Annotated in this window: 16 protein-coding genes and 5 tRNA genes; 7 read left to right on the top strand and 14 right to left on the bottom strand. The window is 57.1% G+C overall.

Going from position 1 to position 18,692, the window contains the following annotated elements; translation table 11 throughout:
- Nucleotides 1-2 precede the first annotated feature (2 nt).
- The 4 genes from HZS81_RS04260 to pyk are packed head-to-tail and all read right to left on the bottom strand — an operon-like array spanning nucleotide 3 to nucleotide 4,118.
- On the bottom strand, nucleotides 3-1,112 hold the full coding sequence (locus HZS81_RS04260) for an ABC transporter ATP-binding protein (protein ID WP_338401807.1): 1,110 nt from the start codon (nucleotides 1,110-1,112) through the stop codon (nucleotides 3-5).
- On the bottom strand, nucleotides 1,105-1,785 hold the full coding sequence (gene modB / locus HZS81_RS04255) for a molybdate ABC transporter permease subunit (RefSeq protein WP_241697360.1): 681 nt from the start codon (nucleotides 1,783-1,785) through the stop codon (nucleotides 1,105-1,107). Before modB ends, HZS81_RS04260 begins: the two co-directional genes overlap by 8 nt.
- Nucleotides 1,785-2,612 (bottom strand): molybdate ABC transporter substrate-binding protein, encoded by an 828-nt coding sequence (gene modA, locus HZS81_RS04250; RefSeq protein WP_179929302.1) that lies wholly within the window; start codon nucleotides 2,610-2,612, stop codon nucleotides 1,785-1,787. The genes modB and modA overlap by 1 nt, the downstream gene beginning before the upstream one ends.
- A 24-nt stretch (nucleotides 2,613-2,636) precedes the next feature.
- The gene (gene pyk, locus HZS81_RS04245) at nucleotides 2,637-4,118 is read right to left on the bottom strand and encodes a pyruvate kinase (RefSeq protein WP_179929301.1); all 1,482 of its coding nucleotides are present in this window, start codon (nucleotides 4,116-4,118) and stop codon (nucleotides 2,637-2,639) included.
- 243 nt (nucleotides 4,119-4,361) lie between these two features.
- On the opposite strand from pyk, the gene HZS81_RS04240 reads away from it, so the two are divergent.
- Entirely contained in the window at nucleotides 4,362-5,624 is a 1,263-nt protein-coding gene (locus tag HZS81_RS04240) for a dicarboxylate/amino acid:cation symporter (protein ID WP_179929300.1), read from the top strand.
- A gap of 89 nt (nucleotides 5,625-5,713) precedes the next feature.
- Here the strand turns inward: HZS81_RS04240 and HZS81_RS04235 are convergent, their stop codons facing one another.
- Nucleotides 5,714-5,887: a YqaE/Pmp3 family membrane protein gene (locus HZS81_RS04235; protein WP_179929299.1), complete on the bottom strand. Its 174-nt coding sequence runs from the start codon at nucleotides 5,885-5,887 to the stop codon at nucleotides 5,714-5,716.
- A 178-nt stretch (nucleotides 5,888-6,065) separates the two neighbouring features.
- Between HZS81_RS04235 and HZS81_RS04230 the strand changes: the two genes are divergently transcribed.
- Entirely contained in the window at nucleotides 6,066-8,108 is a 2,043-nt protein-coding gene (locus tag HZS81_RS04230) for a TonB-dependent receptor family protein (protein WP_422141422.1), read from the top strand.
- 109 nt (nucleotides 8,109-8,217) lie between these two features.
- On the opposite strand, the gene HZS81_RS04225 is transcribed toward HZS81_RS04230, so the two are convergent.
- From HZS81_RS04225 to HZS81_RS04215, 3 genes are all read right to left on the bottom strand, one after another.
- The gene (locus HZS81_RS04225) at nucleotides 8,218-9,216 is read right to left on the bottom strand and encodes an NADP-dependent oxidoreductase (RefSeq protein WP_179929298.1); all 999 of its coding nucleotides are present in this window, start codon (nucleotides 9,214-9,216) and stop codon (nucleotides 8,218-8,220) included.
- A gap of 164 nt (nucleotides 9,217-9,380) precedes the next feature.
- A complete protein-coding gene (locus HZS81_RS04220) occupies nucleotides 9,381-9,773 on the bottom strand; it encodes a phasin family protein (RefSeq protein ID WP_179929297.1) in 393 nt (130 codons plus the stop codon).
- A 129-nt stretch (nucleotides 9,774-9,902) separates the two neighbouring features.
- Nucleotides 9,903-10,604 carry a glutathione S-transferase N-terminal domain-containing protein gene (locus tag HZS81_RS04215; protein WP_179929296.1) on the bottom strand — a complete coding sequence of 234 codons (702 nt, stop codon included), beginning with the start codon at nucleotides 10,602-10,604 and terminating at the stop codon, nucleotides 9,903-9,905.
- A gap of 368 nt (nucleotides 10,605-10,972) precedes the next feature.
- Between HZS81_RS04215 and HZS81_RS04210 the strand changes: the two genes are divergently transcribed.
- The 5 genes from HZS81_RS04210 (at nucleotide 10,973) to HZS81_RS04190 (ending at nucleotide 17,217) form a co-directional block, all read left to right on the top strand.
- A complete protein-coding gene (locus HZS81_RS04210; protein WP_179929295.1) occupies nucleotides 10,973-12,676 on the top strand; it encodes an L-lactate permease in 1,704 nt (567 codons plus the stop codon).
- Nucleotides 12,677-12,870: 194 nt separating this feature from the next.
- Nucleotides 12,871-14,370 carry a glycolate oxidase subunit GlcD gene (glcD, locus tag HZS81_RS04205; protein WP_179929294.1) on the top strand — a complete coding sequence of 500 codons (1,500 nt, stop codon included), beginning with the start codon at nucleotides 12,871-12,873 and terminating at the stop codon, nucleotides 14,368-14,370.
- A gap of 19 nt (nucleotides 14,371-14,389) precedes the next feature.
- Nucleotides 14,390-15,490: a glycolate oxidase subunit GlcE gene (gene glcE, locus HZS81_RS04200; RefSeq protein WP_179929293.1), complete on the top strand. Its 1,101-nt coding sequence runs from the start codon at nucleotides 14,390-14,392 to the stop codon at nucleotides 15,488-15,490.
- Between the two features lie 27 nt (nucleotides 15,491-15,517).
- Complete coding sequence (gene glcF, locus HZS81_RS04195) at nucleotides 15,518-16,750, top strand: glycolate oxidase subunit GlcF (RefSeq protein ID WP_179929292.1); 1,233 nt, start codon at nucleotides 15,518-15,520, stop codon at nucleotides 16,748-16,750.
- A gap of 62 nt (nucleotides 16,751-16,812) precedes the next feature.
- Complete coding sequence (locus HZS81_RS04190; RefSeq protein ID WP_179929291.1) at nucleotides 16,813-17,217, top strand: heme-binding protein; 405 nt, start codon at nucleotides 16,813-16,815, stop codon at nucleotides 17,215-17,217.
- A 78-nt stretch (nucleotides 17,218-17,295) separates the two neighbouring features.
- Here the strand turns inward: HZS81_RS04190 and HZS81_RS04185 are convergent.
- From HZS81_RS04185 to HZS81_RS04160, 6 genes are all read right to left on the bottom strand, one after another.
- Nucleotides 17,296-17,372 (bottom strand) — tRNA-Asp (locus HZS81_RS04185).
- A gap of 55 nt (nucleotides 17,373-17,427) precedes the next feature.
- Nucleotides 17,428-17,503: transfer RNA gene (locus tag HZS81_RS04180), tRNA-Val, on the bottom strand.
- Between the two features lie 19 nt (nucleotides 17,504-17,522).
- Nucleotides 17,523-17,599 (bottom strand) — tRNA-Asp (locus HZS81_RS04175).
- A 41-nt stretch (nucleotides 17,600-17,640) separates the two neighbouring features.
- Nucleotides 17,641-17,717: transfer RNA gene (locus tag HZS81_RS04170), tRNA-Asp, on the bottom strand.
- Nucleotides 17,718-17,803: 86 nt separating this feature from the next.
- A tRNA-Val gene (locus HZS81_RS04165) sits at nucleotides 17,804-17,879 on the bottom strand.
- A gap of 75 nt (nucleotides 17,880-17,954) precedes the next feature.
- The gene (locus HZS81_RS04160) at nucleotides 17,955-18,692 is read right to left on the bottom strand and encodes an alpha/beta fold hydrolase (RefSeq protein ID WP_179929290.1); all 738 of its coding nucleotides are present in this window, start codon (nucleotides 18,690-18,692) and stop codon (nucleotides 17,955-17,957) included.

Below are 18,692 nucleotides of genomic sequence, written 5' to 3'. Positions count from 1 at the left end.
TTTTAATCGTCACGCGCAAGGGTATGTGTCCCTGGCATGATATGAATCCCGGCCGCCAGAAGCGACACATTCACCATAGAACCAGGGACAAGTTGATTGCGCCGGGCGGCATGGGTGGCAATATCAAAACGTAGCATATCGCCGTGGGCGACACGCAGCGTAACCGATGTCATTCCGCCCAGCGCGACCACTTCGCTGACCAGCGCGGGCACCGGATTTTCGCGCTCGCCGTTGGAGGGTCGGTCTCGCCGGTGCAGCACAATATCCGATGGCGGCAAGTACCAGGTGACCGCCTCGCCGAGGGAAAAAGTGTCGAGCCCTTCGGCTACCTCCAGCTGAAAACGCCCCCATTGCAGATAGCGCTGGCCGTCAATCTCGACGACTGTTGCGTTAAACAGATTATGACGATCAAGAAGGCGCGCCACCTCCGGCGTTGCCGGTTGGCGAAAAAGCCGCTCCGGCCTGTCTTGCTGTAGGCTTTGGCCGTTATGCAACACACAAATCTGATCGGCCAGCGCCGTGGCTTCTTCCAGGTCGTGGGTGACCAGCACAATGGGAATGGAAATTTGCTGGCGCAGCAGCGCAAGTTCGCGCTGCAAACGCCGCCGGGTGACTTGATCCACCGCCGAAAAAGGCTCATCCAAGAGCAATACCTGGGGATCGCGGGCCAAAGCTCGCGCCAACGCCACCCGCTGACGTTGCCCGCCGGAAAGCGCATCGGGGTAGCGTCGCCCCAGCCCTTCCAGGCGCACGCGCGCCAGCCACTGTTCGGCTCGGTCGCGCCGGGTCGGTTTGGGGTGGTGCCGCAAAGGGAGCGCGATATTTTCCAGCGCTGTGAGGTGCGGGAACAGCGCGTAATCCTGAAACACAATGCCGACACGGCGCTTTTGTGCCGAAAGTGAGTGCTTACTCTTGGCATCAAACCAGCGCGTTTCGCCGCAGACGATGTGCCCTTCTGCGGGCTGATAGAGCCCCGCAATCGAGCGTAAAAGTGTCGTTTTGCCGCTACCGGACGGGCCGACCAATGCGAGTAACTCCCCGCGCCGGCAGACAAAATCGGCGGCAAGCGGGATCGGCCCCGCCTGTGCGAGCACTACGCGCAAATCAGCCACGTGCCCCCCTGCGGCGTCCGGCCAGCCCATACACAATACCCAGGGTGATAAACGACACAGCTAGCAGCGACGCCGACATCAGCGCGGCGCCCTGCTCGTCGAATGCCTGCATACGGTCATAAATGGCAATCGCCAGGGTTCGGGTTTCGCCGTCGATAGAGCCGCCGACCATTAAAATCACGCCAAATTCCCCCAACGTATGGGCGAACGTTAACGCAAACGCCGAGAGCAGCCCCGGCCACACCAGCGGCAGCTCAATGCACCAAAGCGTTTGCCACGGGCCAAGCCCGCTGCACCAGGCCGCTTCGCGCAGGTTGCGAGGTATGCTTTCGAATGCGCGCTGAATAGGCTGCACGGCGAAGGGGATGTTAGCGACCAGCGAGGCGAGCAAAATGCCGGTAAAGGTAAAGTTCAGCCCGCTACCGGTCAGCTCTGCCCAGAAGGCACCAACCGGCGCATCGCGGCTAAAGCTGAGCAGGAGATAAAAACCCAGCACCGTCGGCGGTAACACCAGCGGCAGCGCCACCAGCGCCTCGCAAAGCCCTTTGCCGCGAAAGCGCGCATAGGCGAGCGTGCGACCCAGCCAGATACCCAACGGCAGCAGAATCAAACAGGTCAACGCCGCCAGGCGTAGTGAAACCGAGAGCGCTGCCCAATCCATAAGCTCTGCCATTACTCCGGTTCGCCAAAGCCCGGTACATTAAAACCCGGCTCTTGAAAACCCGGCTCTTGAAAACCATAGTCGCGCAAAATGGCGCGCCCCTTTTCCCCCTGTAGCCACTGATAAAAAGCGGTGGCCGTTTCGCTGGCGTTTTGCGTTAGCACCATGCGCTGATTGAGCGGCGCGTGCCAGTCGGCAGGAATCAGCACATAGTCGCTTTTGTCGGCAAGCCCCGGCGCTAACGCGAGCGAATACGCCACTAACCCACCACGGGTATCCGATGAGAGCGCAAACTGTGCTGCTTGAGAAACATTTTCTCCCAGCACCCGCAGCGGCGCTGTCTCATGCCAGAGCTTGGCGTGCTCTAACGCCTGCTGCGCCGCCACGCCGTAAGGCGCGTGCTCGGGGTTGGCCAATGCAATACGCTGGCGCTTGCCAGACGCTTGCGCAGCAATCGCCGCTTCTATCGCGGCCAAGGGAGCGTCTTCGCTCGGTAGCGTGCCAGCGCCTTTAGGCTGCAGCCAAACCAACCGACCGGTGGCATAGCGCACACCTTTATCGCGAGTATGTCCCTCTTCGTGCAATGCTAGGACATATGCCTCATCGGCGGAGAGATAAAGCTCAAACGGTGCTCCCTGAGCGATTTGGCGGCGAAAATTGCCCGACGAACCAAAATTGAGCCTCACCCGTTCGCCCGTTTGCTGGGCGAACGTTTCAGCGGCTTCACTTAGCGCGAATTGCAAATCCGACGCCGCCGCCACCACCGGTGGCTTGGCCGATGCCGTGGCAGTGAACATCACACTCAACGCGAAGGTAGCTAGCCATCGTAATGCACGCATTGGCGGACTCCTTGTCAGCGTGGATTACGCGGTGAGGTTTGCGTGTTTTTCGCTAATCGCCATCACTTTCATGGTGTTGGTGCCACCGTGAGCGTTCATATGATCGCCGCGGGTGAGAATCACATGATCCCCCGGGGCGACGATACCCTGCTCAACCAACAGCGCCAGCGCGCGGTCGTTAAGCTCGGCAGCCGACAGGTCCGTGGTATCAAACGGCAGCGAAACCACGCCGCGATAGAGCGCCATGCGGCGCTGGGCAACCGGGTTATGGGCCAAGCCAACGATGGGCAAACCCGAGCGAATGCGCGAGGCGATCAACGGCGTATAGCCGGAAGCGGTCATGCAGGCAATCGCGGCCACACCTTCCATGTGGTTCGCCGCGTACATCGCCGAGAGCGCAATGGTTTCATCGGGGCGGGTAAAACCCTCGTGAATGCGGTGGCCGGACTCTTGGGCAACTTTTTCGCGCTCGGCGCCGAGGCAAATGCGCGCCATCGCTTCCACGGTTTCCAGTGGGTAATCCCCTGCCGCCGTTTCAGCGGAGAGCATGACCGCGTCACTGCTGTCGAGCACGGCGTTCGCGACGTCAAACACTTCCGCCCGCGTGGGCAGAGGGGCCGTGATCATGCTTTCCATCATCTGCGTGGCGGTAATCACGGCGCGATTGAGTGTCCGCGCCCGCTTGATCAAGCGCTTTTGTATACCCACCAGCTTGGCATCGCCGATTTCCACGCCGAGATCACCACGGGCCACCATCACCGCTTGAGAAGCTTCGATGATTGCATCCATTGTCGCTTCATCGGCCACCGCTTCGGCGCGCTCAATTTTGGCCACGAGGCCAATGTCTTTACCCGCTTCGCCAAGTAGGCGCCGCGCCTCGAACATATCCTCGGCGTTGCGGGGAAAGGAGATGGCGAGATAGTCCACACCGATATCGACGGCGGTCTTCAAATCAGTTTTATCTTTTTCGGTCAGCGCCGGTGCGGATAGGCCACCGCCCTGCTTGTTGATACCTTTGTTGTTGGAAAGCTTACCGCCCACCACCACTGTGGTATGCACCTGCTGCCCGTTGACACCTGTCACATCCAGTACCAAGCGGCCATCGTCGAGCAGTAGCCGGTCGCCTGCGACGACGTCATTCGCGAGGGTTTTGTAGTCGCAGCCAACGTGCTCGGCATCGCCGGCATCAGCGTCCATTGCCATGTCCAAAATAAACGGCTGGCCGTCTTTAAGCGTGACCGCGCCGTCTTTAAAGCGCGCGATACGGATTTTGGGGCCTTGCAAATCGCCCAGCGCTGCCACACTGCGCCCGAGCTTGGCGGCGATTTCACGCACGCTGTTAAGGCGGCGGCGATGGTCTTCCGGCGTGCCATGGGAGAAATTAAGACGCACCACGTCGACCCCGGCAGCCAGCATCGCTTCGAGTACGCCCTCGCGGTCGCTGGCAGGGCCAAGGGTGGCGACAATTTTAGTACGACGAATGGAAGAGTAGTGCAGTGCGTTCATAGTGCTCCCGGGCCATGCAGGTAAACGTAACGGTGTTAATAGATTACCAGTATAAAGCACATCACATGACAGTCAGAGGGGCGATATTTCCATGCGCTTAAATCAATCAGCTTCATCGAGTAGACATTCATGCCGAATAAGGCCTCAGTTAACCTGGTCGATATCGCGGTGCCACACTAATAAGCTGTGATGTACGCTTATCCCATTAGACCTACCAACTTCTTCAAACCTTTAGGGAATCAAATGAGACGAATATGGAAGGCCTACTTTCAGGCGTCGTTGACCTTACGCGTTACCATCGCGCTGGTGCTGGGCGTTGTCGTCGGGTCAGTCGGCGGTGAGACCGTAGCGACCTGGCTGGCGCCGCTGGGTGACCTACTGCTACGGCTACTCACCTTCCTGATCGTGCCCATCGTGCTGTTTACGCTAATGGTGGGGGTGAACCAGTCGCGGGAGGGAAGTGCGGGCCGCATAGGCGGCAAGGTGTTCGGCTACTACCTCGTGTCTTCGGCGTTGGCGATTGTGGTGGGTTTAACCGTTGCCACGCTGTTTAGCCCGGGGAGCGGGATGATACTGGATGAGAGCGCTAGTTTTTCGGTGCCCGAGAATCCCGGTGTTGTCGATACGTTGCTGAATATAGTGCCGGATAATATTATCGGTGCCTTTGCCGAACTCAATATGCTGGGGATTATTTTCACGGCGCTGGTGTTTGGTATCGCGCTTCTTAAAATGCGTCAGTCGGAACGACAGCATGCGCTGGGTGAACGGCTTTTTGAAGTGATCGAGGCGCTCAATGCGGTCACGCTCAAGGTGATGTCGGGGGTATTGCATTACGTGCCCATTGGCGTGTTTGCCATTGTCGCCGGAACGGTGAGCCAGCAGGGGGTGAAAACACTACTGTCGCTTGGCGATATGGTGGTTGTGTTGTATGTCGCTCTAGGCCTCCAACTGCTGATTTATTGCGGCATCATGCGCCTGTTTGGCGTCAAACTACGCAACTTCTTCCGCGAGGCCCGCACGCCAATGGCAACGGCGTTTGCCACTCAAAGCAGCTCGGGTACGTTGCCACTCACTATTAATGCCGCGCATCGCTTGGGGATTTCCAAAAGCATCTATGGTTTCAGCCTGCCGCTAGGCGCCACGTTAAACATGGACGGGGCGGCGATTCGTATCGCCATCTCGGCGGTATTTGCCGCCAACGTGATTGGCGCACCGCTGGATTTTATCAGCATGGTGCAGATAGTGCTGATTGGCACGCTGGTATCGGTGGGCACGGCGGGAGTGCCGGGGGCCGGGATCATTATGATTGCCACGGTATTTGCCCAAGTCGGCCTGCCGATTGAAACCGTCGCGCTGCTTACCGCAATAGATGCGCTGGTGGGCATGGGCTGTACGGCGCTAAATGTGACGGGCGACTTAGTCGGTACCTCCGTCATTGCCCGTAGTGAAGGCGAGCAGTTGAGTGAAGAGCCTGTCAAAGAAACGTCAGTCGCGGTAAAAGGTTGAGCGGGCACTAGCTAAATCAAGGCAATCACAAAAGCCGCCTAAGCGTTAGTTTAGGCGGCTTTATATTTATTAAACGCGTCTATCAAACCCTAATGCTTCAATATCACATAAAGCGCATGGATGATGCCAGGTATGAAGCCAAAGAGCGTTAGAATAATATTCAGCCAGAAATGTCCTTTAAAACCGACCTCAAAGAATACACCGAGGGGCGGTAAAATGACCGCAAAAATCATCTTGATGGGGTCAGTCGCAGTAAATGCCATGCAGCCTCCTTTGCTTTTAAGTGCATAACGCTTAAATCCACCTACACTAGAGTTATTTACTATAACGTAAAGAAGTGTAGACACCCGTGTTCACCTGAGACGCAGAAAGAGCAAAAACGTTCCATAGCGTTATACAATGCTTTATTTAAGTTTTTATTAATATATTGGGAGGGACCCCGTGAAAAAACTAACGACCTCGGTTTGCTTGGCAAGCTGCTTTATATCAGCGCCAAGCTGGGCGCAGCCCGCTGACACAGAAGAAATGGCAACGCTTGAAGTGACCGCCCCCCGGCTTGCCCGTGAGCTTTATGCCACCCCCGCTGCGGTTTCAACACTTGACCGCGACGCGATTGCCCAGGGCCAGCAGCGCACGCGTTTGGATGAATCACTGGTACGTGTGCCAGGGGTATTCGTGCAGAATCGCGATAATTTTGCCCAAGGCCTGCGAATTGCTATCCGCGGCTTTGGCGCCCGGGCGCCGTTTGGGGTGCGCGGTATTACCGTAATGGTCGATGGTATCCCTTACACGCTGCCCGACGGTCAGGCACAGTTAGATGCCATTGACCTGGACAGCGCCGAGCGCATTGAAGTGATCCGCGGGCCCTCTTCGGTGCTTTACGGTAACGCAGCGGGCGGTGTGATCGATGTCACCACTGCCGATGGGCGCGATAACCCCGGAACACGGCTGCGCGCCGAAGCAGGCAGCGATGGCTACCGTAAAACGTCGTTGCAAACCGGTGGTAGCCAAGGCGATTGGTCGCATCACGTCAGCCTCTCGGCGCTCAATGTGGATGGTTACCGGGAGCAGAGTTCCACCGAGAAATACCTGCTGAATGCCAAGCTGCGCCGCGAGTTAGGCAGCGACCGGGCGTTAACCGCGATTATCAACCTGCTGGACAACCCCCGCTCTGAAGATCCCGGTGCGCTGAACGCAGAAGAAGTGGCGAACGGCCGCGACCAGGCGGCGCCGAACTCATTGGCGCTGGACGCGGGCCAAACCGTTGATCAACAGGTTCTCGGTTTGCAATACGAAGATTTGTCCGCCGGCCCTGGCGAAATGTATCTAAAAGGTTTTGTCTCTCAGCGTGATTTTGAGCAGCAACTGCCTTACGTGGGCGATAGCCGCATTGGCTATCAGCGTGACTACATGGGCGCGAGCGCCGAGTATCACCACGAGATCAGCCTGGGTAGCTTGCCGCTAAGCTACATCACCGGTGTTGATGTGGCCCGCCAAGACGACGAGCGCTTTCGGAACGATGTAAATGGCCAAGGCGTTGTTGGCGAGCAGCTGGCGGAAGAGACCCAGACGGCAACTTCCACTGGGGTGTTTGCACAGGGTGATTTAGCATTGACCGAGCAGGTAACGCTCTCGCTGGGTGCGCGCTTTGACCGGGTTGAATTGGAAATAGATGATCGCTACCAGAACGATGGCGACCAAAGTGAGGAGCAAACCTTCAACGAGTGGAGCGGCTCGGCGGGGCTAAGCTACCGTTATCGTCCGCAGCATCAGGCCTATATCAACACCGGCACGGCATTTGAAACCCCCGCGTTCTCGGAGTTTGCTAACCCTTCGGGCGGCGGTTTTAATCCATCGGTGTCGCCACAAAAATCCTGGAGCCGTGAGATAGGGCTTCGGGGCTTCGTTGAAGCATTGTCGATGGATTACGATTTGGCGCTGTTTTCGGTGCGTGTCCGCGATGAGTTGGTGCCTTACGAAAAAGATGGGGGGCGCACTCTCTATCGAAATGCGGGCGATACCGGCCGCGACGGCATTGAGCTGGCGTTGGGCTGGCAGCTTGCTGATCAGTGGCGGCTGGATAGTGCCCTGACGCTGGCAAGCTACGAATTCGATCAATTTGCGACACCTTCTGAGAGTTTTGGTGGTAACCGCATCCCCGGCCTACCTGAGCAGACCTGGGTGAACCAGCTTACTTGGGAAAACCTTGATGAGCGTTTCGCGACCCTGGAAACCCAGTACGTGGGCGATATGGTAGCGGACAACGCCAACGAGACCGAGGTGGATAGCTACTGGCTGGTAAACCTGCGCGTGGGGGATGGTTGGCCGCTAGGCAGCGATACCCGGCTGAAGGCTTACGTTGGCGTGCGTAATCTGCTTGATGAAGAGCACTACGCCAACGTGCGCTTAAACGGCAGCTTTGGTCGCTTTTACGAACCCGCTCCAGGGCGCAGCGTGTATAGCGGGTTAGAGGTACGTTTTTAAACGCTTTATGTAAGGCGCTTTATCAATAAAAGCGGGCGCCCCTTGTGAAAGAGACATCAACGGCACCCATTATGAGATAGTGTTGAGGCTGGAGATAAGGGCAAAAACGCTATAGCTTGACCAGCATTTTACCGGTGTTGCCACCATCAAACAGGGCGAGAAAAGCGTCAGGGGTACTTTCAAGCCCTTCTTTAACCGTCTCTTTATAGTCGAGCTTGCCTTCCGCTACTTGCGGGGCTACTTCGTTCAGGAAGTCCGGATAGCTCGACCAGTGGTCAGCAACGATAAAACCCTGCATCTTGGCTTTGCGCACCACCAGTTGAGATAGATTGCTGGGGCCAGGGGTAGGCGTTTTGGCATTGTAGCTTTCGATCATGCCGCATACGGCGATGCGCGCGCCTTCATTTAACTGACTAAGCGCTGCCTCAAGGCATATACCGCCGACGTTTTCGTAATACACATCGATACCATTGGGGCTGGCAAGCTTGATGGCGTCGCTTAGCTCCTGCGCGGTACGCTCGCGATAGCTAACCGGTTCAACACCCAAGGATTCCAGCCAAGCGAGCTTATGAGCCGAGCCCGCAATACCGACCACATGGCAGCCCTTAGCTTTGGCCAGCTGTACGACCAGGGAGCCGACGGCACCGCTCGCGGCGCTGACTAAAACGTTATCCCCCGGTTTGCATTCGGCAATGACGTTGAGACCGGTCCAGGCGGTCATACCGGGCATCCCCAGAACACCCAAGTAAGCCTGTTCGGGAACGTCGATATCGGGTAGCGGGGTAACGCCTTGCGCTGGCAGTTGGGCAATATCACGCCAGCCACCCATATGGCTGACGTTGTCGCCCACGTTGAGGCTCGGATCCTTGGACTCAACAATCTCGCCAATAGCGCCGCCTTCCATGGGCTTGCCTATTTCAAACGGCTCCACATAGGTGCGCACACCGCTCATGCGGCCACGCATGTAAGGGTCAACGGAAAGCCAGCGGTTACGAATCCGTACTTCGCCCTCGGCTAGGTCGGGTAGGGTTTGCGTTTCCCGTTTAAAAAGCGCGCGGTCGGGTAGGCCGTCAGGATAATCGGTAAGCGTATAAAATTGCGACTGCATAAATGCCTCCTGCGAATACATATCATGCGAATACATGGCGTATGGAACGCCTTCAGCATAGAGATCATTAGCCTGCTTGCAAGTTCGGTAACGTGTACGCAAGAGGGCACAATCAAAAACGCCACGGCGGTTAGGCCGTGGCGTTTGTGGACAACAAATCTCGCTTATTGATTAGCGATTTTCTGCGTCGCTTCGTTAGCCGCTTTCTGCGTTACTTCAGTGGCATTTTTCACGTTTTGTTCCGTCATCTTTTGGCTTTCCTGCATGAAAGTTTGCCCCAGCGAGGTAAGCTTTTCCGCATCGCCTTTAAAGCGCTCGACCATGTCGCCTGCGGCTTTCTGCTGGCTATCCACCGCTTTTTTCAGGCTGTCGGCGTCTTGGACATCTAGCCATGTGCGCATCTGCGAAACCGACATATCGGTGTAAGCACGAGCAGCGTCGAGCTGAGCGCTCACTACCTGATCGTAATAATCAAGCGCGGCAATCGTGTAGCTGCGCATGGGCGAAACAAAAATAGTATTGAGCTGTTGCGTGTTTTTTTCAGCGGCCTTATTCATGGCACGTTCTCCTGCAGTGAGTTAACTCGTCAGCAGCAGCGCTGCTAGCGGTTTCAAGAGGCGTTAACCTCTTCTGATATTCAAGCTAGCAGGGCTTTTTGTGCAGTGCAACATGATTTTTTTCATTCCTTAGCCTGCCGGCAAATCGCGCACCGTGAAGGCCCTAGCCGCCAACCCGTCATACTGGGCTAGCATGCGTTCAAACCAGTGCGCGACGTCATCGTCTGGGGGCGCGAGCGCCTGTTCTGACACGCAATACGCCCACATCATGCTGCCAAACAACAAGTAATCGACACCGCTGGGCACCTCGCCATCGAGAAAGGGCGTTTCACGCAATAATTCGCGTACCGGCGCCAACGTTTTCTGCAGCGCCTGACGCCCTTGTTCCGGCTGATGGAACGCTTCTAGTGTGCAGCCAAAACGGGCTTCACGGGTTTCCCGAAAATAGGCGCGATCATCAGGGTGAATGGCGGCAAGCAAATCCAGCGCCACGATGCGAAAGAGAGAGGGTGTGACACTACGTTCAACAAAATGCTTAAAAAACAGCGCACGCTGATAGCTTACTCCTTCGCCTAAAAGCGGTGCCTCGGGGTAGGCGGCATCCAAGTAACGCATGATCTCGAAACTATCGGTCACAACCTTATCGCCGTCGCATAACACCGGCACTTTGTCGTAATCAGCGAAGGCGAGCTCGTCTTTTTGCAAAAACCGCCAAGGCTTAAAATGGGTCTCTAGCCCTTTATGCGCGAGCGACATCCGCACGCGCCAGCAGTAAGGGGAAAAACGTAGTCGTTCATCGCGGCCACACAAATCATAGAGCGTACGTGTCATCGCAGTATCCTTATTACTCTTGTTAGTAAGCGTTTCACCATGGCCGCACTTCGCGACGTTAGCAAGTGGGTCAGCGCCTGCTCAAGCCAACCCATGTGTAGCGCTGCAACCCATAATTGTCTATTAGTCTAACGACTCCTCCAGCGGCCACTTTTCTATCCTGAATAAATACTTATAAAAAACAATATATTAGCGCCATAATCGCGGAGATTTTTTGCATTCCTTACAATAAATTATTGGTAAGACCAATTATCCATCGGTAGTCATTCCTCCATCGACTCCGTATCTTTCGCTGCGACATGCGAGTCGCTTTGGCGGCTAAAAGTCTTTCTGGAGCACATCACCAATAACGAAGGGACGTTCCTCCCATGAATGAAACAACTCTTGCACTTTTTGCTTTCGTGCCGCTGGTACTGGCAGGCGTGCTGTTGATCGGGTTTCGGATGGCAGCCAAAACAGCCATGCCGATTGTCTTCATGGTCACCGCACTGATCGGCCTTCTCGCTTGGGACATGGCGTTTTCGCGTATTCTGGCGTCAACGTTCCAAGGGCTCATTCTGACGGTTGCAATTCTGTGGATTATCTTCGGCGCCATTCTACTGCTGAATACGCTTAAGCATTCGGGCGGTATTACGGCTATTCGCAAAGGCTTTTCGGGCATCAGTCCTGACCGCCGGGTACAGGCGATTATCGTCGCGTGGCTATTTGGCTGCTTTATCGAAGGCGCTTCCGGGTTTGGTACACCGGCCGCCGTCGCCGCGCCCCTATTGGTAGCGTTAGGCTTCCCGGCGCTAGCTGCTGTCGTCGTGGGTATGATGATTCAGTCTACACCGGTCTCCTTTGGCGCGGTCGGTACGCCGATTGTCGTGGGGGTTACCGGCGGCTTGGACCGTGGTGGCATCACCGAAGCGCTGGAAACCGGCGGCTATACCTGGATGGAGTATTTCCGTTTGATTGCGGGTGAAGTGGCAGTGATCCACGGCATCGTGGGCGTTTTGATGCCGCTGATCATGGTCGTCATCATGGTGCGCTTCTTCGGCGCTAATCGCTCCTGGAAAGAAGGCCTTTCGATCACGCCGTTCGCGCTGTTTGCCGGCGTTGCCTTCGTGGTGCCTTATATGCTGGCAGGTGTGTTGCTCGGGCCGGAGTTCCCGTCAATGATTGGCGCTATGGTCGGCCTTGCCATCGTGGTACCTGCCGCACGTCGTGGCTTCTTGATTCCTAAAGACACCTGGGACTTCCCTGAGTCGACGTCTTGGCCTGACGAGTGGATCGGCAAGCTCGAACTCAAAATGGACGACATTGCTGGCAAAGCGCCGATCTCTACCTTCATGGGCTGGCTGCCCTACGTGCTGCTGGCGGTCTTTTTGGTCGCGTCGCGCGTAATCGAGCCGCTGAAAAGTGCTTTGACCTCCTTCGCGTTTGGTTGGAACGATATCCTTGGCGAAGGCATTGGCGGTAGCATTCAGCCGCTTTATCTGCCGGGTGGCATCCTGCTGGCCGTGGTATTGGTGACCGCAGTGTTACACCGCATGAAACTCGGCGAGCTAAAAGCGGCGTTTAGTGACTCATCGAAAACCATTCTAGGCGCCGGTTTTGTGTTGATCTTCACCATCCCGATGGTGCGTATTTTGATCAACTCAGGCGTTAACGGCTCGGATCTTGTCTCCATGCCGGTTGCCATGGCACGCTTCGTGGCCGACGGTGTCGGTGGTGTGTATCCGTTCTTTGCGCCGATGGTGGGCGCTCTGGGGGCCTTTATTGCCGGTTCAAACACCGTCTCTAACCTGATGCTGTCAGATTTCCAGTTCAACGTAGCGAACCAGCTCGGCGTCTCCACGGCCTTTATGGTAGCGCTGCAAGCCGTCGGCGCGGCCGCCGGTAACATGATTGCCATTCACAATGTGGTGGCGGCATCGGCAACGGTTGGGCTGCTGGGACGAGAAGGCACCACCATCCGTAAAACCATCTTGCCGACCATCTACTATCTTGTTGCAACCGGTTTGATCGCACTAATTGGTTTCTATGTCATCGGTATTAGCGATCCGCTTATGCGTGCGCTAAGTGGTTAAACGCATCTGTTAGTCGAACACGTTCGCCTCACCGGGAACCTTTCTCGGTGAGGTTGAGCTATCTTGGTGAGGTGTTAATCCACTTTATATGCAAAAGGTTTTCGGATTGTTTGCTAGAAGTAGATTTATGGAAACCTTTTCCATAAGATTGGATTCACTACTTTCCTACGCCCTCCTCCCGCTCAGGAGCAGCCATGAACATTCATTATGATGAACGCCTTGATGGCGAGCTGAAGTCGTTTGAAAAAGCCGACGTCTTACGCGATCTACAAACGTCCATACCCTCTCTTGCGCTTTTGCACCGTGAAGAAGACTTGCGCCCTTTCGAGTGCGATGGCCTTGCCGCCTACCGCATTCTGCCCATGCTGGTCGCGCTACCGGAAACCCTCGACGAGGTACAGACGCTACTCAAACGCTGCAATGCCCTCGGCGTACCGGTGGTGACACGCGGGGCGGGCACCGGCCTTTCCGGCGGGGCGTTACCAATTGAGCGGGGCGTGTTGCTGGTGATGTCGCGCTTCAAACAGATTTTGAGCGTCGACCCGGACGCCCGCATGGCGCGTGTACAGCCGGGTGTCCGCAACCTGGCAATCTCCGAGGCCGCCGCGCCCTACGGGCTCTACTACGCGCCGGACCCCTCTTCGCAAATCGCCTGCTCAATTGGCGGCAACGTGGCGGAAAACGCCGGCGGTGTCCATTGTTTGAAATACGGCCTCACTGTTCACAACGTCATGCGTGTGGATATCGTCACTATTGAAGGCGAAACCATGACGCTTGGCTCAGAAGCACTCGACGCGCCGGGGTTCGATCTTCTCGCCCTGATGAACGGCTCAGAAGGCATGCTCGGCGTGGTTACCGAAATCACCGTGAAGCTTTTGCCCAAGCCGGAAACCGCCAAGGTGTTGATGGCAAGCTTTGACGACGTCGAGAAAGCCGGCCGCGCCGTGGGCGAGATTATCGCTGCCGGCATTATCCCCGGCGGACTGGAAATGATGGATAAGCTTGCGATCAAAGCCGCCGAAGACTTCGTCAAAGCCGGTTACCCGGTCGATGCCGAAGCGATTCTTTTGTGCGAGCTTGACGGTGTCGAAGCGGACGTCGACGACGACTGCGAGACTGTTCGCGCGGTGCTGGAAAAAGCCGGCGCCACCGATATTCAGCAGGCCCGCGACGAAGCCGAACGCGCTAGATTCTGGGCCGGGCGTAAGAACGCCTTCCCCGCAGTAGGCCGTATGTCGCCGGACTACTACTGCATGGACGGCACGATTCCGCGCCGCGAGCTGCCTCGCGTGCTCAAAGGCATCGCCGCCCTCTCGGAAGAGAGCGGCTTGAAAGTCGCCAACGTCTTCCACGCCGGTGACGGCAATATGCACCCGCTGATTCTGTTTGATGCCAACCGGGAAGGGGAACTCGAGCTCGCCGAGGACGTGGGCGGCAAAATCCTCGAGCTTTGCGTGGCCGCCGGCGGCTCTATCACCGGTGAGCACGGTGTTGGGCGCGAGAAAATCAACCAGATGTGCAGCCAATTCCAAGCCGATGAGCTCACGGTGTTTCACGCGCTGAAGGCAGCGTTTGACCCGGATCGTTTGCTTAACCCGGGCAAGAACATCCCCACACTCGCCCGCTGCGCAGAGTTTGGCGCCATGCACGTGCACAATAACGAGCTTCCGCACCCGGAACTGCCCCGTTTCTGATTGGCCCGCAGGAAAGATCATGACCGACACGACGACACAGACTGCCGAGCACGATATCGCCGATGCCTTGTGCGAGCAGGTGAAAAAAGCCCACGCGAAGCGCACGCCGCTTCGCATCGTCGGCGCCGATACCCGCGCCTTTTACGGCCGCCCCGTGGAGGGAGAGCCCCTTAACATCGCCGAGCACAGCGGCATTGTTCACTACGACCCGGTTGAGCTGGTGGTGACCGTGCGCGCAGGCACCCCCATCAGTGCGCTGGAAGCCGCGCTCGCCGAGCATAACCAGATGCTCGCCTTCGAGCCGCCGCGCTTTGGCGCGGCCAGCACCATCGGCGGCGCCGTGGCCACCGGTCTCTCCGGTCCAAGGCGCCCTTGGGCCGGGGCCGTGCGTGATTTCGTTCTCGGCTCCCACGTGATTACCCAAGAAGGCAAACTCTTGCGCTTTGGCGGCGAGGTGATGAAAAACGTCGCCGGCTACGATATGTCACGCCTAATGGCCGGCGCGCAGGGCACGCTCGGTGTGCTGGCGGATATCTCCTTTAAGGTGCTGCCCAAACCCACCGCGAGCCACAGCCTGAAGCTCTCACTACCCTTGAGCGACGCGCTCAAAAAACTCGCGGAACTCGGCCGCCAGCCGCTGCCGATTACCGCCGCCGCCTGGCACGATGGCGAGTTATTCCTGCGCTTGGAAGGCGGCAAAAGCTCGATAAACGCGACCCGCGACCGCCTGGGTGGCGAAGCGCTCGACGCAGATTTCTGGCGGGAGCTGCGCGACTTGGAGCACGCCTTCTTCACCCAAAATAACGACAAGGCGCTATGGCGGTTGTCGCTACCCCCCAACACCCCGCCGTTAGCGCTGGATATTCCCGAAAGCGATATCTTCTACGATTGGGCCGGCAGCCAGCGTTTTGTCAAAACCTCACTCGACGCCGAGACGCTGCGCCAGGCGTGTCAACACGCTGGCGGCCATGCCACCTGCTATACGCCAGCGGCATACGGCGGCGCGGCCGACCCCTTCACCCCACTCAACCCGGTGGTGGAGAAGTATCACCGCAACCTGAAGGCGGAGCTTGATGCCCACGGCATCTTCAACCCCGGTCGTCTTTATGCGGCGTTTTAATCCCGCGCTTTATTGAGGAGAGCTGACATGCAGACGCACTTTACCGACGCTGACCGCCAGAAGCCGCATATTCAGGAAGCCGAGCGCATTCTTCGCACCTGCGTACACTGTGGCTTTTGCAACGCCACCTGCCCCACCTATCAGTTGCTAGGCGATGAGCGCGACGGCCCACGCGGGCGCATCTATTTAATGAAGGAGCTGTTAGAGAGCCCCGAAGATGACGACCAAGTCACCGAAGAGACGCGGCTTCACCTCGACCGCTGCCTGACATGCCAGAATTGCGAAACCACCTGCCCGTCTGGCGTCGAGTATCACAAGCTGCTCAATATCGGCCGCGCTGAAATCGAACGCCGCGTGCCGCGCCCGGCCGCCGAGCGCGCGCAGCGCTATGCACTGCGCAAAATGCTGGTAGATCCGAAGCGCTTCGCCGCGCTGTTAAAGCTCGGCCAAACGTTTAAGCCGCTCGTCCCGGGTAAGCTACGCGATAAGATGCCACCAGCGCCGGTGGATGCAGGCATGCGTCCCGCCGCCGACCGCCATTCGCGCCAGGTGTTGATGCTTGAGGGCTGCGTTCAGCCCGGACTTTCGCCCAACACCAATGCCGCGACGGCACGCGTGCTCGACCGTTTGGGCATTAGCGTCACGCCGGTTTCCGAAGCTGGCTGCTGCGGCGCGATTGATTTTCACTTGAACGCCCAGGAAGAGGGCCGCGAGCGCATTCGCGCCAATATAGACGCTTGGTGGCCGCACGTCGAACACGGTGCTGAAGCTATCGTGCAAACCGCAAGCGGCTGTGGTGCCTTCGTTAAAGAGTATGGCGAGATGCTCAAAAACGACCCGGCGTATGCCGACAAAGCGCAGAAAATCAGCGCGCTGGCCAAAGATTTAGTTGAGATATTGCGCGACGAGCCGCTAGACGAACTGCAAATTAAAACCAGCCAGCGCTTGGCGTTTCACTGCCCGTGCACCTTGCAGCACGCGCAAAAACTCAATGGCGCGGTGGAAGGCGTTCTTACCCAACTCGGCTTTGCGCTGACACCGGTGCAAGACGCTCACTTATGCTGCGGTTCGGCGGGCACCTACTCCATCACGCAGCCGGAACTGGCCACCGAACTTCGCGATAACAAGCTCAACGCGCTGGAAGCAGGTAACCCGGAAATGATCGTCACCGCCAATATCGGCTGCCAGACCCATTTGGCTGGCGCTAACCGCACGCCGGTACGCCACTGGATCGAAGTCGTCGATACGGCGCTAGCCTGATATTGCTCAATAATAGCCTGAACCATTATCTAAAACCCCCTGGAAATCAAAAGGATATCACCATGCAAACCAAAGCCGTTTTAGCGCAAGCCGACGTCAACCACGTACTCGACGCTGCCCAAAAAGAAGCCGAACGCGAAGGTTGGGCGATCACCGTTGCCGTAGCTGACGACGGCGGCCACTTGCTTGCCCTGCGCCGCCTTGACGGTGCAGCACCGTTTACCGCCGACGTCGCCACGCAAAAAGCCCGTAGCGCTGCAATGGGGCGCAAGGAAACGCAAGTATTTGAAGAGATGATCAACGGTGGACGCACGGCGTTTGTTTCCGCCCCGTTGCAAGGGCTGCTGTCTGGCGGCGTCCCTATCATCGTCGACGGTAATGTCGTCGGTGCCGTGGGCATTTCCGGCGTCAAACCCGACCAGGATGTGCAGGTGGCTAAGGCCGCGGTTAGCGTAATTCCCGGCTAAAAGGATCAACGACGAAAAAGCCCCAGACCAATGGCCTGGGGCTTTATAAATTCTGTCAGCAATGCTGATATCGCTTAATGGCGGACCGGACGAGACTCGAACTCGCGACCTCCGGCGTGACAGGCCGGCATTCTAACCAACTGAACTACCGGTCCGCAGACAAAGCGTTTGTTGCTACCGTTTAAAAGAACTCAATTAAGATCTTTTAAATGGTGGGTGGTACTGGGTTCGAACCAGTGACCCCCAGCTTGTAAGGCTGGTGCTCTCCCAACTGAGCTAACCACCCAGGGAGTACAGGTTTATCGTGGCGGACCGGACGAGACTCGAACTCGCGACCTCCGGCGTGACAGGCCGGCATTCTAACCAACTGAACTACCGGTCCACATAACGATAAAGTGAGAAATAACGATTGGCATGTGATGTTGGCGGACCGGACGAGACTCGAACTCGCGACCTCCGGCGTGACAGGCCGGCATTCTAACCAACTGAACTACCGGTCCACATAAAACATCAAAAGCATTTGCTTTTCTCTTACTGTCTCTTTTACTCGACTTTCTATTACTAACGCGAACAGGGAACCACAAAGTGGTGGGTGGTACTGGGTTCGAACCAGTGACCCCCAGCTTGTAAGGCTGGTGCTCTCCCAACTGAGCTAACCACCCGCTGGTCACGTGGCGCTGCATTCTACCTAAGCGGCTTGATAAGTCAACCCTATTTCTTATCTCGGTGTAGATTTCTCACCCACCGCTAGCTGCTGTGCAAGCGCGGACGAAGGATGCCGCAAGTAATGCAGCCTCGTCAATTAAAACTTGCTGAGATAGTCCAGTTGAGCGCCGCGGTTTAAAGTCGTGATCACCCTCTGTTAACCACTCAACATTCACATTGGCGGGAAGCGTATAACCTTCAACTTCTTGGCGAGTGCCAAGAGGGTCGCGTTCGCCCTGAATAATTAACGCAGGGCACGCCACCTGCGGCCAGTGGGCAAGTCGACGTTTTTCAGGCGTGCGCGCCGGATGGAACGGGTAACCCGCCACAATAACGCCTGCAACCGACTGTTGAGTCGCCAGCATGCTCGCCACTCGTCCGCCCATCGATTTGCCGCCGACCCAGAGGGGGCTGGGTAAAACCTGTTCGACAAAGCGGCACCATTGGGCCAGTTCGTCGACAAGCTTATCGACCTTAGGCGGTGGGCGTCGACGACCGCTTTCGTGCATCTGCTGCATATAGCTGAAATCCAACGTCAGCACTTGCACCCCGCAGCGTGCCAAGGAGGTGACAAATTGACGCATGAAAGCAGAATCTTGCCCCGCCCCCGCCCCATGGGCAAATAGCAAATGCCCCAAAATAGGCTCGCCTTGAAGCGTCACAGGACCGCGGCCCTCGATATAAAAGGCGCCACTACCCCCTTTTTGTAACTCTCGATGAAATACAGTGCGATTGATTTCGGCGTAACCTTGCTCGGCATAATGGCGCAT

This window comes from Vreelandella salicampi (assembly GCF_013415105.1).
GTDB lineage: Bacteria > Pseudomonadota > Gammaproteobacteria > Pseudomonadales > Halomonadaceae > Vreelandella > Vreelandella salicampi.
The sequence above is the reverse complement of the archived record's forward strand: the minus strand, read 5'-3'. Positions and strand labels throughout refer to the sequence as shown.